Origin of the sequence: Treponema sp. (genome assembly GCF_017430385.1) — a bacterium.
In the GTDB taxonomy this organism is placed as follows: Bacteria; Spirochaetota; Spirochaetia; order Treponematales; family Treponemataceae; genus Treponema_D.
In genome coordinates this window covers 1-14,264 of sequence record NZ_JAFRNB010000175.1, presented here as the reverse complement: position 1 = coordinate 14,264, position 14,264 = coordinate 1, and the positions used below count along the sequence as shown (strand labels likewise).

At 46.0% G+C, this 14,264-nt stretch carries 15 protein-coding genes and 1 tRNA gene; 11 read left to right on the top strand and 5 right to left on the bottom strand.

Annotated features, from left to right (window positions below; all coding sequences use genetic code 11):
* Positions 1 to 105 precede the first annotated feature (105 nt).
* Both IJJ71_RS13710 and IJJ71_RS13705 read right to left on the bottom strand, forming a co-directional pair.
* Positions 106 to 336: a hypothetical protein gene (locus tag IJJ71_RS13710; RefSeq protein WP_296847814.1), complete on the bottom strand. Its 231-nt coding sequence runs from the start codon at positions 334 to 336 to the stop codon at positions 106 to 108.
* Between the two features lies 1 nt (position 337).
* Positions 338 to 2,296, bottom strand: a complete 1,959-nt coding sequence (locus IJJ71_RS13705) for a RecQ family ATP-dependent DNA helicase (protein ID WP_296847813.1) — start codon at positions 2,294 to 2,296, stop codon at positions 338 to 340.
* A 261-nt stretch (positions 2,297 to 2,557) separates the two neighbouring features.
* On the opposite strand from IJJ71_RS13705, the gene IJJ71_RS13700 reads away from it, so the two are divergent.
* Positions 2,558 to 2,640, top strand: a tRNA-Leu gene (locus IJJ71_RS13700).
* Positions 2,641 to 3,025: 385 nt separating this feature from the next.
* Here IJJ71_RS13700 and IJJ71_RS13695 read toward each other — a convergent pair.
* On the bottom strand, positions 3,026 to 4,708 hold the full coding sequence (locus tag IJJ71_RS13695) for a YifB family Mg chelatase-like AAA ATPase (RefSeq protein ID WP_296847812.1): 1,683 nt from the start codon (positions 4,706 to 4,708) through the stop codon (positions 3,026 to 3,028).
* 160 nt (positions 4,709 to 4,868) lie between these two features.
* Between IJJ71_RS13695 and IJJ71_RS13690 the strand changes: the two genes are divergently transcribed.
* The 5 genes from IJJ71_RS13690 (at position 4,869) to holA (ending at position 8,247) form a co-directional block, all read left to right on the top strand.
* Positions 4,869 to 5,159 carry an HPF/RaiA family ribosome-associated protein gene (locus tag IJJ71_RS13690; RefSeq protein WP_296847810.1) on the top strand — a complete coding sequence of 97 codons (291 nt, stop codon included), beginning with the start codon at positions 4,869 to 4,871 and terminating at the stop codon, positions 5,157 to 5,159.
* A gap of 118 nt (positions 5,160 to 5,277) precedes the next feature.
* Positions 5,278 to 6,267 carry an HPr(Ser) kinase/phosphatase gene (hprK, locus tag IJJ71_RS13685; protein ID WP_296847809.1) on the top strand — a complete coding sequence of 330 codons (990 nt, stop codon included), beginning with the start codon at positions 5,278 to 5,280 and terminating at the stop codon, positions 6,265 to 6,267.
* A gap of 48 nt (positions 6,268 to 6,315) precedes the next feature.
* Positions 6,316 to 6,582: an HPr family phosphocarrier protein gene (locus tag IJJ71_RS13680; protein WP_296847808.1), complete on the top strand. Its 267-nt coding sequence runs from the start codon at positions 6,316 to 6,318 to the stop codon at positions 6,580 to 6,582.
* Between the two features lie 28 nt (positions 6,583 to 6,610).
* Positions 6,611 to 7,219 carry a transcriptional repressor LexA gene (gene lexA, locus IJJ71_RS13675; protein ID WP_296847807.1) on the top strand — a complete coding sequence of 203 codons (609 nt, stop codon included), beginning with the start codon at positions 6,611 to 6,613 and terminating at the stop codon, positions 7,217 to 7,219.
* A 14-nt stretch (positions 7,220 to 7,233) separates the two neighbouring features.
* Positions 7,234 to 8,247, top strand: a complete 1,014-nt coding sequence (gene holA, locus IJJ71_RS13670) for a DNA polymerase III subunit delta (RefSeq protein ID WP_296847806.1) — start codon at positions 7,234 to 7,236, stop codon at positions 8,245 to 8,247.
* A 1-nt stretch (position 8,248) separates the two neighbouring features.
* Here holA and IJJ71_RS13665 read toward each other — a convergent pair whose 3' ends face one another.
* The gene (locus tag IJJ71_RS13665) at positions 8,249 to 8,476 is read right to left on the bottom strand and encodes a YdbC family protein (protein WP_296847805.1); all 228 of its coding nucleotides are present in this window, start codon (positions 8,474 to 8,476) and stop codon (positions 8,249 to 8,251) included.
* Positions 8,477 to 8,651: 175 nt separating this feature from the next.
* Here IJJ71_RS13665 and IJJ71_RS13660 point away from each other — a divergent pair, with 175 nt between their 5' ends.
* Together IJJ71_RS13660 and IJJ71_RS13655 are read left to right on the top strand one after the other, a co-directional pair.
* A complete protein-coding gene (locus tag IJJ71_RS13660; RefSeq protein ID WP_296847803.1) occupies positions 8,652 to 9,689 on the top strand; it encodes a hypothetical protein in 1,038 nt (345 codons plus the stop codon).
* A complete protein-coding gene (locus IJJ71_RS13655) occupies positions 9,686 to 10,381 on the top strand; it encodes a LysM peptidoglycan-binding domain-containing protein (protein ID WP_296847802.1) in 696 nt (231 codons plus the stop codon). Before IJJ71_RS13660 ends, IJJ71_RS13655 begins: the two co-directional genes overlap by 4 nt.
* Before the next feature lie 129 nt (positions 10,382 to 10,510).
* On the opposite strand, the gene IJJ71_RS13650 is transcribed toward IJJ71_RS13655, so the two are convergent.
* Positions 10,511 to 11,062: an NUDIX hydrolase gene (locus IJJ71_RS13650; protein ID WP_296847800.1), complete on the bottom strand. Its 552-nt coding sequence runs from the start codon at positions 11,060 to 11,062 to the stop codon at positions 10,511 to 10,513.
* A gap of 79 nt (positions 11,063 to 11,141) precedes the next feature.
* Here IJJ71_RS13650 and IJJ71_RS13645 point away from each other — a divergent pair, with 79 nt between their 5' ends.
* The 3 genes from IJJ71_RS13645 to pgsA are packed head-to-tail and all read left to right on the top strand — an operon-like array spanning position 11,142 to position 13,561.
* On the top strand, positions 11,142 to 11,960 hold the full coding sequence (locus IJJ71_RS13645; protein ID WP_296847798.1) for a cytidylate kinase-like family protein: 819 nt from the start codon (positions 11,142 to 11,144) through the stop codon (positions 11,958 to 11,960).
* Between the two features lie 2 nt (positions 11,961 to 11,962).
* Entirely contained in the window at positions 11,963 to 12,898 is a 936-nt protein-coding gene (locus IJJ71_RS13640; protein WP_296847797.1) for a hypothetical protein, read from the top strand.
* A gap of 51 nt (positions 12,899 to 12,949) precedes the next feature.
* The gene (gene pgsA / locus IJJ71_RS13635; RefSeq protein ID WP_296847796.1) at positions 12,950 to 13,561 is read left to right on the top strand and encodes a CDP-diacylglycerol--glycerol-3-phosphate 3-phosphatidyltransferase; all 612 of its coding nucleotides are present in this window, start codon (positions 12,950 to 12,952) and stop codon (positions 13,559 to 13,561) included.
* The last annotated feature ends 703 nt before the right edge of the window (positions 13,562 to 14,264 follow it).

Here is a 14,264-nt window from a genome sequence, read left to right as displayed (position 1 = left end):
CATAAATCAAAAAATGCTAGTAAATCGCCCCCTAAATTTAGCCGAAAACGCCCCCAAATAGCCCCATTTTGCCCCAGATAGACCCGCAAAAAATGTCAGTTTTTCTTATAATTTTACATCAAATTTTTTGAAAACTGACAGTTTTTCTCGTTCAATATGCGCCGCTCCAAAGTTTCCTTTGTGTCCTTTAATTTCAATCCCTCGACGAAGCCGAATTTTCCCTGCTTGCCTGTGAATTTTTCTGGCTATTTCTTGTGAAATTTCCCCAAAATCTTTGCTTCCATTTTTCGTGAGAACAAATTCTCCGTCAAATTGAAGCGGATAATCTTTCGTCATTTCACTCTTCTCCCACTATCTGCAAAATATCCATGCCAAATTTTTCCACCTTCTTTTCGCCGAGGCCGTTCACATCGAACAGGGCTGCTTCTGTGCGCGGTTTTTTAGCTGATATGTCATTGAGAGTTCTGTCACCGAAAATTACATACGGCGGCACGTTCATTTCCTCGGCTTTGCGGCGTCTCCATTTTTTGAGGTCGGTCTGGATTCTTTTTGCTTCCGCATCGTCACCGAAGTCAACTTCCTTTTTGTGGAGGACGAAGCCTTCTTTGGGGGCGTTTTGCTGAGAGCTTACCTGTGACCATGCGGATTTTTTCTTTTCTGGCTTGGGGAACATGATTCCGCCTGCACTTCCTACGCTCGCATGATATTTAGGAGTAAAAGTTTCTCCTGCGCGTAAATCGTTCGTGGTGCTGGCTTTTGTTTTGGGCATATTGAACGGCAGCGTGATTTTGTCACGGTTTTTCAACGCTGCAAGACCGTCGTTTGTGAGAAGAAGAATGTTATAGTCGCCGTACTTCGTGATAAAATTTTTTTCTATTAAAAGATTTACGACTTCGTGCCACTGATTTTTGTCGAGTTCCCGGCCGATTCCCCATGTTGAGAGCATGTTGTGTCCGTTTTCAAGGATTCGCTTTACGCGCGAGCCGAGCAGTACATCAATCACATAAGCTGCCCCAAAGCGCGAGCCTGTACGGATAATACAACTCATGATTTTCTGGCACGGAATTGTCATGTCCATTTCTGGAATCGGACCTGCGTCGCATAAATCACAGCACCGCTCATTTTTGCCTTTAAAAGTTTCTCCAAAATAAGAAAGAAGAAGCTTCCGGCGGCAAGTGCGGCCTGTCGCATACGAAAGCATTCCCTGCAAAAGATTTTCACATCGGGTTTTGTCAGCCGCTTCCTCAAAGAAATAGCGGATTTTTCGGATGTCGCCTGCGGAGTAGAGAAGAAGTGCCTCGCTCGGAAGTCCGTCTCGCCCGGCTCTGCCTATTTCCTGATAATATTGCTCCAGAGACTTGGGCATGTCGTAGTGAATTACGAAACGGACATTCGGCTTGTCGATTCCCATTCCGAATGCAAGTGTCGCCACCATAATCTGAACCTGGTCACGGATGAATTTTGTCTGATGGTCTGCCCGCACTTCATCTGTAAGCCCCGCATGATAATTGAGCACCGAGTATCCAAGCGAATCAAGCTGTTCTGTAAGCTCATCGACTTGCCTTTTCGAAAAACAATAGATGATTCCGCTTTCGTCGGTGTGCCGTTTTATGCACTCAACGACCTGGTCGAGAGCGTTGTGATTTTTTTGCCTCACATCAAGATAAATATTCGGGCGGTCAAAACTTGAGACAAGAACTGCCGGATTCTGGAGTCTGAGATTTTTGATAATATCTTCACGGACGCTGAGCGTTGCCGTTGCTGTGAGTGCCAGAAAAACCGCATCCTTGAACTGATTTCGGAGCGCGGAGATTTCAAGATAATCCGGACGGAAGTCATGCCCCCATTCAGAGACGCAGTGTGCTTCGTCAACGGTTATGCAACTTACGGTCACGCGGGAATCATGCAGCAAGTCGTTGATTTTGGGCGTGACCAGAGTTTCCGGGGCAACATAGACGATTTTTGTCTCGCCCCTGCGGATTGAATTCATCGAGTCCTTGTAATCTTCCCATTCGACGGTTGAATTCAAAAAGACTGCATTCACGCCAGCCGCATTCAAAGCCGCAACCTGGTCCTGCATGAGCGAGATAAGAGGTGAGACCACAACGGTCAATCCTTCAAAAATCAAAGCGGGAATCTGATAGCAAAGCGACTTTCCGCCGCCGGTTGGCATAATAGCCAGTGTATCTTTTTTTGCAAGCACATTAGAAATAATTTCTTTCTGAAGAAGCCGAAAAGAATCATACCCAAACACAGATTTAAGAACGACTTCCGGTTTTGCGCCAATAAAATTCATATTTACCTTTTCCTATGTACGATGAAAGAATAGCAAAAACTTCGAAAAGAGTTAATGCAAAATCTGGCGTAGGCTGCGAGCACTTGTGTTGTCGCGCTCGTTTGGTTGCGACAAAAACTCGCTTGAACTTGTTCACCGCGAGTTTTGTGGCGCGTTCCAGCCGAGAGCCAGATTTTGTTTAAGCCAATTCAATTTTTTTTACAACAATTCTATCCAAAGCTCTTGATATTCTCCATGTTTTTTGATATTCTTTCTTCACTTGCCGGGTTGGTGAAATGGTAGACACTACAGACTCAAAATCTGTTGCCTTCACGGGCGTCTGAGTTCGAGTCTCAGACCCGGTAAATTGAAACTTGTTGAGTGATTTAACTCAGCAAGTTTTTTTATTTTAAACATACATTTGACTCGAACTCCACTTCCATGCTTTGCTTTCATGCGCTAGGTAGGGAGACGGTCGCCTTAGCGAAAAATCTTGCGAGGCAAGATTTTAGTCGAGTCTCGGAAAAATCTGGGATTTTTCCGAGGTACCCGGCTTCTTGCTTTGCTTCCATGCGCTAGGGTATGGAGTGGTGGCGAAGCCAGTGCCGTATGCCAAAGGCACTAGGCACCGAGCGTTAGTGAGCCACGGAACACCCGACCGCCGTACCACGAAGCGAAGCGTAGTAGCGGCGGTAGCGCCCAACCGCTACCTGCTAACTTTCCGTTTTCCACTTTCCACTTTCCACTTTCTCACTCTCCATTGAATAAGTCGAGTGGCCCGCTGTCCAACCTTAGCGAAATTGCTTCCATCAAATGCTCTTTCTTGATTTTCAGCGATTTTTCCATGTCAGCGATTGTGCGCGACAGTTTTAGTACGGAGCTGATTGCCCTGTGTGAAAAATCATTGTTCTCAACTGCGCTGTCCAAAACTGCCTGCTCTTCGCGGCCGAGTTCGCAAAAATCAAGAATTTCCTGCGGCGAAAGAAGTGCGTTCCGTTTTCCCTGCCGTGTCCGCTGAATCAGAATCGCATCCGCAATCTGTTCGCGAAGCTTGGATGTCGAAAGCGGCTCATACTGCTCTTCAATCTCCATCGACTGAATTTTCCCGCAGTTCTCGCAATTTGTCTGGTCGCAGCAATTTTCGCATGGGTGGGGCGGATTTTTGTCCAGAATTGCGAGATTTTCCGTGTCATTTTCAACATGCACGCGGATGTCAATCCTGTCCAAAAGCGGGCCAGAAAATTTTCTCCAATATTGTTCAACGCTTTTCATAGAGCAAAGACAGATTTTGCTTGATGAACCGTAATTCCCGCATGGACAAGGATTTGTTGCCACCAAAAGCTGAAATCTCGCGGGGTAAACCGTTGTTCGCCCAGCCCGGCAGATGGTGATTGTGCCGTTTTCAATCGGAACCCTGAGCATCTGTAAGACTGAAGTCTTGAATTCTGCTGCCTCGTCCAAAAAAAGAACTCCGTTGTGTGCGAGTGAAATTTCTCCCGGGCGGCAATGAAGGCCGCCTCCGCACATTCCTTCCACGCTTGAAGTCTGATGCGGAATCCTGAATGGCGGAATCCTCATGAGAGGCTGGTCTGGGGATAAAAGTCCTGCAAGCGAATGAATCCGGGTTGTCGCCTGGGCTTCTTCTACTGTCAAAAGCGGAAGAAGAGCCGGAAATCTGCTCAGCGCAAGTGTTTTTCCGCAGCCGGGCGGGCCGTAAGCAAGGATATTGTGTCCTCCTGCCGCCGCAATCTGCAAAGCACGCACGAGTTTTTTCTGATTCTGAATATCCGAAAATTCCATGGTTTTGTCTTCTTTTGGAAAAAGCACGCCATTCACATTCACGCATCCTTCCGGCACGAAAAAATCATCGTTATCTTCTTCCATTCCTGAGAAAAGTTCCGGCTTGGAAAGTGCCTCAAATGCCTCGGTAAGATTTTCTGCCCCGAACACTTTCATCCCCGAAACTTCCCTTGCTTCCGCCGCATTTGCCTGAGCCACTATACATTTGGTGATTCCTGCCTGAACCGCCGTGCTCGCCGCTGCATGAATCGCACGCACAGGCCGGATTGTTCCAGAAAGCTCCAGCTCTCCCATCACAAGAATTGGCTCACCGTCGTTTGGATTTTTTTCATCAGTTGCCTTGCTCCGCGAATCAGAATCTTTCTGTGCCGAAAGAACGGCGAGCGCAAGTGGCAAATCGAATCCGGCTCCTTCCTTTTTTAAATCTGCCGGCGAGAGTGAAATCAGAACCCGCTCCATTGGAAATTCAAATCCGCAGTTCCGAATTGCGCTCCTCATCCTTTCCCGTGATTCCTTGACCGCATTGTCCGCAAGTCCCACGATGTCCACTGCCGGGATTCCCCTCCGCAAGTCAACCTCAACTGCAACCAAAGCTCCCTCGTAGCCGAAAGGTGAAAATGAATAAATTGTCATAAAAAACCTCCGGCTATATATAGCAAATGAATTCTCATTTTTGGCAGTCTGATTCAGAAAAAAATGTAAAAAAAATAAAAAATTTTGCCTTTTTGGAATTCCGTTGTATAATAAAGATGTCGCGGAGAAATTCGCAAATCTTTCTTAAAGGAGTTCTAAAATGACTAAATCAGTTTCAGCCGTCGGCTTTGTATTTGAAGAAAAACAATCGGAAATGATTGACAAAAAGCTTGCACGAATCTCTTATGCAGAAGATTTAATCGTGGACTTGATTCTTCGAGTAAAGCATGAAAAGGCTTTTAACTTCGACTGCACTGTAAATTTCAAATGGGGAGCTCAGGGACATGTCGCTTCAGAAGATTTTGACTTCGGAGCTGGTTTGAACAAACTTATGGATGTTCTTGATACCAAAGTTAAAAAAGAAAAAGACAAAATTCAAGAGAAGAAATAAACTGACTTGAATTCTTCAAGGTCCTGCACTGTGAACGATTGCTCATGGTGCAGGATTTTTTTTAGATTTTTTTAATAATCGCTTGCTTTTTTTGCTAACAAAATGTATAGTGAAATTAATGGCGGATAAAATTCTTACCGTATTAGATTTACTTGACATGGAGCTTCCAGAGCACAGTCAACTGCATCTCAAATGTATCGGCGGGCGTACAAGTTTGTCAAACATCATTTCGGCCCCGGATATAAATCGTCCTGGGCTTGCCTTGACCGGCTTTTATGAGTCGTTTGCCCGTGGCTGCGTACAGCTTTTTGGAGTAGCAGAAAGTGCTTACCTTAAAAAGATTTACGACGAGAACAACACTCAGTCTCTGGCACAGATGTTTGAGTATGGAATCCCATGTGTTTTCTTTGCTCAAAGTCTCACTCCACCGGATGATTTCATAAAGCTTGCGGAGTCTTCTGGCTGTGCGGTTCTGCAGACGGAGCTTGAGCTTACAGAATTTTCTCTTAGGCTCATGCGGGTTTTTGCAAATGTCTTTGCTCCCAAAAAAACGCTTCATGGTGTTTTGGTCGAAGTTTATGGTATCGGCATTCTTCTTACCGGGCATTCTGGTGTCGGTAAGTCTGAGTGTGCCCTTGAGCTTGTCGAGCGTGGCCATCGTCTTGTTGCGGACGACATCGTAGAAATTCGCAGCGTAAATGGCAACTCAATTCTTGGTCAGGGTGCTAATGCCCTCATTTCTCATCACATGGAAATCCGAGGCTTGGGTATCATCAATATCGCCCAGATGTATGGTGTCGGCTCAATCCGCGAGCAAAAGGAAATCCAGCTCGTAATCAGGCTTGAGGAATGGGACAACTCCAAGGTCTATGACCGTGTTGGCAACAACATGGAAACGGTTGATTTTTTGGGTGTAAAGGTTCCGACAATAGAAATCCCTGTCAAACCGGGCCGTAACCTGCCGATTATTATTGAGGCCGCTGCGATGAACGAGCGACTTAAAGCCCGCGGTTACAACTCAGCGCGTGATTTCAACCAGAACATCCTTAAGTGGATTGAGACAGGTGAAGTTCAGAATGCCTACTACGGCATAGACGATTCATATTGATTCATAGTCCGCACTGCGGATTTTGCATAATAAATAGGAGATTATTTTATGACAGAAAAATTCTTGACGGTTTTAAACCGAGCCGGGATTCATGCTAGGCCTGCAGCACTCATTGCTCAGACAGCTAACAAGTTTTCATCAGAAATCACCATCGAAAAAGATTCTGCCGCTGTAAATGCAAAATCTATCATGGGTGTTATTACAATGGCTGCCGGCTATAATACCCAGCTTGTTCTTCGTGCGGAGGGAAGTGACGAAAAAGAAGCTGTCGAAGCAATTGTCCAGCTTTTTGAAACAAAGTTCGAAGAGGACTAGCCGGCAAGACTGATTTAAGGAGATTAGTATGAAGCAGATTACAGAACGACAGCAGGAAGTTTTGAATTTTATTTCAAGTTTTACAAAGGAAAATAATTATCCTCCGACTGTCCGTGAAATTGGTGAGCATTTCAGCATTTCTTTGCGTGCTGTTCAGGATCATATCGCCGCATTGCAGAAAAAGGGCTATCTTTCTCAGACACAGAAGCGCGCTCGTTCTCTCAATGTTATTTCTGGTGGTACCCTGGAAAAGCCGCCTTTTGTAAGCAAGGTTCCTCTTTTGGGCACTGTCGCAGCCGGCAAGCCGCTTTTGAGCGAGGAAAATCTTGACGGGTATGTAAATCTTACGGAGCCGTTCGTTCGCCCAGGCAAAAGCTATTTTGCTCTCAGGGTTCGTGGACAGAGTATGATTGAAGCCGGAATTCTTGAAGGTGATTTGGCTGTCGTCGAGCAGGCTCAGACAGCCGTTGACGGTCAGATTGTCGTTGCTGTAATCGATAACGCAATTACCCTCAAACGCTTCTACAAAGAGGCCGACCGAATCCGTCTCCAGCCAGAAAATGCCGCTTTCCAGCCGATTTATTCAACCGAAGTTACAATCGTTGGTATTCTCTCAAATATCGTGCGAACATACTAAGGTATTCTGTATAAATGGCAGCTCCGATTTATCTCTATACCGGGCCAGAAATTGGCACCAGAAACGAGCAGGTTGAGTCAATAAAAGCAAGTCTCACAAAAAAGTTTGGCGATGTTGATAATTATCTCCTTTACGCATCTGATTCCAAAATCGAGGATATTATCGCCAAACTGCAAACAGAGTCTCTTTTTGTTCCCGCAACATGCGTCGTTCTCCGTGAGGCGGAGCTTGTCAAAAAGAAGGATGAAGTCGAGCTTATTGCGACATGGCTCAAAACAGCAAAAGATTCTGCGGTTCTCATTCTTGTGTCCGATGAAATTTCTGTCGATTCCAAGCTCGATAAACTCGTTCCAAAAGAAAACAAACAGATTTTCTGGGCGATGGATGAGTCGCGGCTCGGCTCTTGGCTTTCCGGCTATTTCAGAAAGAACGGCTATTCAATAGAGCCGGAGGCTGTCGATTTAATCCTTGAGCTTACAGAGAATAATACAGAGGCTCTTCGTGGCGAATGTAGCCGTTTTTTCCTGTGTTTCCCAAAAGAGCATCAAATTTCCGAGGACGATGTTGAGCAAATTCTTGCGCACAACAGAGAAGAGTCGGCTTTTACGCTTTTTGATGCGATGGCAAATCCTTCGGAGTCTCCTACGGCTCGGCTGGAGTCTTCGCTTTCAATCCTGCAAAAAATTCTTCTGACCAAGAACAACAGTCCTGTTATGATTCTTGCGGGGCTTGCGTCTTGTTTCCGCAGGCTAGAGCTGTGGCATTCAATTCATGCGGGCGGAGCGTATCTCGACGATTTTGCCCTTAAGACAAAAGGTTTCGCGAGCAAAACTGCGCGCAATCAGTATGCCCGTGCTTCGCGAGTCTGGAGTTTTGGTCAGTGTGCGGCTGTTCTTGCTTCAATTGCAGGTGCTGATTCTGAAATCCGCTCGTCAGGCACTCCTCTGCAGGACACCCAGCTTTCAATTCTTCTTTATGAAATCATCATGAAGAATGGCGGCCGGGTCGCAAAATATGAAGCAGATTGATTCAGTTTATTTCTATTGAGTTTAGCAGGTCTCGGAGTTTCGTAAGTTCTTCTGCTGTGAGGGTGACACCTTTTCCCATTTTCTGGTGGTCGCCGCTCCAGCTCCGCAAATCGTATTTAGCAGGCTTTTTGTTCCATGAAATCTTGTTCAGCTCAAGGTTCCAGCCGCCGCTTCCTTCCGCAACTTTAAGATGCTCGCCGATGAAGTCATAACTAAAATTTTCTGCCATTTAAAGGCCTCCGTTACAATATTAAATCTGACTTCTTCAATTATAGCCCTGGTTTGGATTAAATGCACTTTTTTTCTTCACAAATAAAAGTAAGTTTGTTGCCTATGAAAGATTTCTGCTTTATAATAATTGGAAAAAACCGATACTTAAAAAAACTTAACTTAGGGAGGACTAAGTGAAAAAGTATTTATTTGCAGTTTTTAGTGCTGCTGTCATTCTTTCTTTTATTTCATGTGGTTCAACTCCAACTACTGAACCAAACTCCGCCGCTCCAAAGACAGAAGAGCCTCCAGTCGTTGTTGAACTGGAAGAACAGGAAGAAAAAGCTCCTGCCGGAGATGATTTTTCAAAGGAAAACGAGGCTTTGCTGACAAAGGCTGATTCAGCCCGCCAGAAGGCAATCAGTGCTGGTGCCGAAAAGTATTATCCTGATGTCCTTGCGGAAACAGACAAATACTACGATGAAGTAAAAGCTGACATCAAGGCAAATCCTTCTGCTGATCATTCTGCAAAAATCAAGGATGTCATCGAGCGATACAATGCGCTTGCAACTGCTTGTGCAGCAAAGGAAATGCAGGAAAAGGCAAATGAACTTGGCTTATCCGATGCCGATGCCGAAAAAGCCCTCAAAGATTTTGAGAATTCAAATAACGGCAAAGACATGAACGCCAACGCAAACAAAGCCCTCAGCGCATATTCGGTTCTTCTTATTCAGCACCTCGGCGCAATGGCAAAGACCGAGCGAAACGCAGCTCTTGAGGCAAAAAAGAAGGCTGACAGCGTAAAGGCTGGCGTTGCAAAAAAAGCAGAGTATACGGCCGCAACTGAAACATTCAGAAAAGCTGATTCAAATCTCGTAACTAAAAATCTTGAGGGTGCATATAAAGGCTACCGTGATGCAAAGAATACATTCAACAGCCTTTATGAGACAATCGCCGAAAAACGAGCCGCAGCCGAAGCAGCAATTGAGCGCGCAAAGAAGCGTGTCGCTGAGGCCGAGAATTACACAATTGAAGCTGACTCAATCGCTCCTCTTCAGGGAGATGTTGCAGGTATTGAAAAAGAAGATGCAGTTCTCCTCGAAGAAGATAATTTCGCAAATCCTGACGAAGCTGTGATTGATGTAGAGAACTCAGCCGAGGCAAAAACTGCCGCTAAAATCAACGATGCGGTTGATGCCGCCGCAAACGCACTTGAAGGAGATGCAAAATGAAAAAAGTTTTAGTAGTCGCTTCATTGTTCCTTGCATGCTCATTGGCTTTTTCTGCAAGCTACAAAAATAACACATATCAAAAACTTGCCGACGAATACACTCGCAAGGCTCAGCATGCCCTTGATGCTGGTGAATATGTCCTTGCCGAGGAATATGCTGCAAAAGCCGAAGAAAACGCACGGCTTTCCGAAGAATTCGTCAAAAAAATGCTCGCAAAATCAGATTGTGACGCCGTAATGAAACAGGCTGCAAAAAAACTTGATTATGCAAAGAGTGTCAATGCGGAGCGCAACTTCCCTATGGCATACTCTTCAGCTCAAAAATCTTATGCGAGCGCACAGGAATCTTACAACAACGAGGATTATGTTTCTGCATCAGCATTTGCAAAGCAGGTTCTTGAAGCCCTTGCCGACATCAAGGAAATCACTCCGCTTCCAGAATACTATGTAGTTCGTCCGTGGGCAGAGACAAAAGACTGCTACTGGAACATTTCAGGCCGTCCTTATGTCTACGACAATCCTCTTCTTTGGGAAAATCTCTATCAGGCAAATAAAAATAACATGCCAAAACCAAATGACCCGAACCTCATTCTTCCGGGCATGAAGATGAAAATCCCAAGCATCACAGGCGAATACCGAGAAGGCGTTTACAATCCTTCTAAAAAGTACGATCCATACACCGCGAATCGATAATGCCTCCGTGCATTATCTGTTCGTACGAGAAAATTCTGTTCACATATTGCAAACACGGCAAATCGCATTGTATTTGCCGTTTGAATTTTCTCTCTTTGCTTTTTCACCGCATCCGTGCGGTGCTTTTTTTTATCCCCTAAATCCTTTATATACCGTGTATTTCATCAGTGCGGCCATCATCAGCGCGTGCGGATATTCTTCGCTTCCGATTTTGGCATAAACTTCATCTACCGGAATCTGCATAAAATCAACATATTCATCTTCATCAAGATTCTGACCGCCGATTTTCTGCAAATCTTCCGCCGCAACAAAATGCACCCTGTTTTTCATAAGTGCCGGATTCGGGTTCGCGCATCCAAGATAAGTGAGCTTTCCAGCCCTGTAGCCGGTCTCTTCTTCCATTTCGCGCCGTGCCGCAACCACTGGCTCTTCCCCAGGATTTATCACGCCGCCGGGAAATTCCGTGCTCAGCCCGTTATGCGCATGCCGCCACTGCCTTACCATCAGGAATTTCCCGTCAGTCTCTGGAACCACGATAACCCAGTCCGGGGCATCCGTCACAACATAATGGCCTTCCTTTCCATCCGGCGAAACAGAAGTCGTCTCTTTCACCGTATAAACGACCGTCTTAAGAAGCTCTCGCTCCCCTTTGATTTTCCATTCGAGTTTATTGTCGCTCATCTTTGCCTGCCTTATAAAATTTGTTTGATTTTACCAATTTTTATTATACAATAAGAGTGAAGAATTTTAAGGGGGCGATATGGCAATCATTACAATTTCCAGACAACTTGCTTCGAATGGCGACGAAATCGGCTCCAAAGTAGCGGAAATCCTCGGCTACAAATTCTTCGGCAAAAAAGATATTGAAAAGCGGATTATCGCACTTGGCTTCCCTGAGTCAAAACTTTCCAAATTTGATGACCGCAAAATCGGCTTCCTGGCAGGACTTACCCGAAGCCGCGACGAATATCTCAATTATCTCATGACGGCAATTCTTGAGACAGCATCAGAAAATAACTGTGTCATAGTCGGCCGAGGCTCTTTCATCATCCTCAAGGATTTGGCCAATCATGTTTCCTGCCGTTTCATCGCGGACGAAAATGCACGCTGCGAACGGATTCAAGACGAGCTGAACATAAATCAAAAAGCCGCTTCAAAAAAAATCGCCGAAAGCGAGGCTCGTCAAAAAGGCTTCCACAAAGAATTCTTCAACTTCAACATCAACGATCCGGCGATGTTCGATTTGATTGCAAGCACTTCAAAAGTCAATCCTGAGTCAATTGCCCGCTCTGTCGTCGCCCTTACCAAAGAATATGTCACTCCTGAGCGCGAAGAGTCAGGACAGCGCAAAATCGATGAGATGCTTATTGGCCAGCGAATCGTTGACATTCTCACATTCATTTACAACCTGGAGATTAATTTCCTTCGTGCATCAATCGACGGCAAAATCATAACCCTGCACGGAATCGCTTCCACCCAAAAAGATGTCGATGCCGCCGTTACAATCGTTGAGGCAGAGCTTCCAAATTATCAGGTCAAGTCATCAATCAGCGTCGCCAGAGACTATAAGGCTTACTGACAATGAATCTTTCTTTCTTTTCGATTCTCAGCATAAATCCCGATTTCTCCATACTTTGCATATTTTCGCTTTTCATCCTGTTTTCCGGGCTTTCAGTTGGCTGTGCAATAAAAATTTTTCTTCCGGCCAAAAAATCTTCCGGCGCCCCACATGCTTTGCAAGCTCCCCAGTTTCCCCGCACCGTCAGTTCTACACCTGCCGGTCATTCCCATGCCGCCCACGATTCTAAAACTGCCGGTCATTCCCGCGCTTCCCACGCATTTTCGGCGACATGTATTTTCCTTGCTTTAGCGGCAATCCTTTACACCGTGCTGATTTTCATGAGCCATGATTTGTTCCCTCTCCCAGAAATCCAAAAAAACGGCGAGCTGCAGGGCTTTCCCAAATCTTCCTACAACGCAATTTTTTGCATCATCTTTGCCTGGGGCATCCTTCTTGCTGTTTTCTGGAAAATTCTTATTCCGCTTTCAGCAATTCTCTACATTTCCTTTGCGATTTTCACGAACTGCCTCCTTTACAGAACTTTCGGGAATCAGAGGCAGAATATCCCCGTCAAAATCGAAGAGGATTTCTCTGAAATCAAAGTCACTGTGTACACGCTCCCGGACATTCTCATCGTTCCAGCAAAAAGAAACTGGTTCTTCGTTGATTTTGATTTCCATGAAAAAACTTCCACGCTGCCTGACAATCCAGAAATGCCTGCCGAGCCAGAAGTGCCTGCCGAGCCAGATGCGCTTGGCAATCCGAATGTGCCCGGTAAGCTTGGCATCCTCAGCAATCCTGTCGCAAATTTCTACCTGAACGAATTCCTTTTGTCCCGGCTCCCTCGGCAATTCGTTCTCCCGCCGCCAGCAGAACAGGCCTATCCGAGCCTTTATTCGCTCCGAATCACATTTTCCAAAGATTTTCCAAAATGCGAGCTTGTTCGTGAGCTTTAGCTTTCTCGTACTCCATTTACTTTTTCTTCTTAAAAAACTATACTTGAACCAATGACACTTTCTAATCGTTTTACATTGGCCAGAGCAGTTTTTGCGCCAATTTTTTATTTGATTTACAATATCCCAGTTTGGTTTGACTCTCGCATACTTTCCGTGATTTCGGCTTGCATCATGATTCCGTTGCTTGCCGTTGTCGAAGTCACCGATTACTGGGACGGACACTATGCCCGCAAATACAATGAAGTCAGCGATTTCGGTAAGATTTTCGACCCGTTCGCCGATGTCATCCTCAATCTTACGGTTTTTTTATGCGCCCTTTCTTCGGGTTACATGCCGTTCGTACTTTTCGTCCTGATTTTCTACCGCGAATTCTCTCAGTCCTTCCTTCGCATGGCTGCCCTCAAAAAAGGCATAGCAATCGCGGCAAGGATGGGTGGCAAGCTCAAAACCGTATTTTATATAATCTCAGGCTTTTTCTTCCTTACGCTTGAATCTTACACAAGATTCGCCTTTCCTTTCATCCCAGACTTTGTCGATGTAATCATAAAAGCCGTCCTTAGATATTCAACGCTGGCACTTTTCGTTGTCTGTGTCCTTTTAAGCTGGGGTTCCTTCATAGACTACATAAAATCATTTTATTCGATAATCAAAAAGGATGACTAATCCAAAAGCCGTGCCGTGAGTGGTGCGGCTTTTTTCATATATTGCGCGACCCCGCGTGCTCCGGGCTTTGCGCGGTTCCGCCGTCCGGCTCCATGCCGCGCCGCCCATGCCGGGGCCAGCCCGGGGTGCGGGAATCCCTGCGCTCCGTGAACCCTTCCGTTCCTGCTGCGGGCAGGCCCTCCACCCGCGGCATGGCCGCCGCGGCACGCTGCGCGCCGCTCCAATCCCGCGCGTCATCATCCGGCGGCCATGCGCCCTCCGTCTTCGCGCTCCCCGCCCCGCGCCCGCGGGGCGGGGGAATCCCCCGCGGCCTCCCGTGACGGGAAGGAGCCTGCCGCCCCTCAAGGAAAGTGCCTGGAACCGGGAAAAATCCCCCGGAAAAAAAACCGGAAAAAAAAAGTGAAAAATTTTTGAAAAAAAATAAAAAAAAGTGTTGACACAAAATGAATGGTGGTGTATATTCATTCTCACCCGCTGACAACAAGCGGCCAACACAAAGTTCTTTGAACGGCATACAGTGAAGGAAAGGAAAGACAAAGCATGAGGCGGGTTCGCCAAGAACCTGGTTCATCGTGTGAGATCAAAACGCATACGAACAAAAAAACGCCGGCGGGGAGCCTTCTTTATGACGGCTTCCGGTTGGAGTTCCTAATCAATTCAGCAATGATATGATAAGGCCGGACAATTGATTTATGGTAATCTT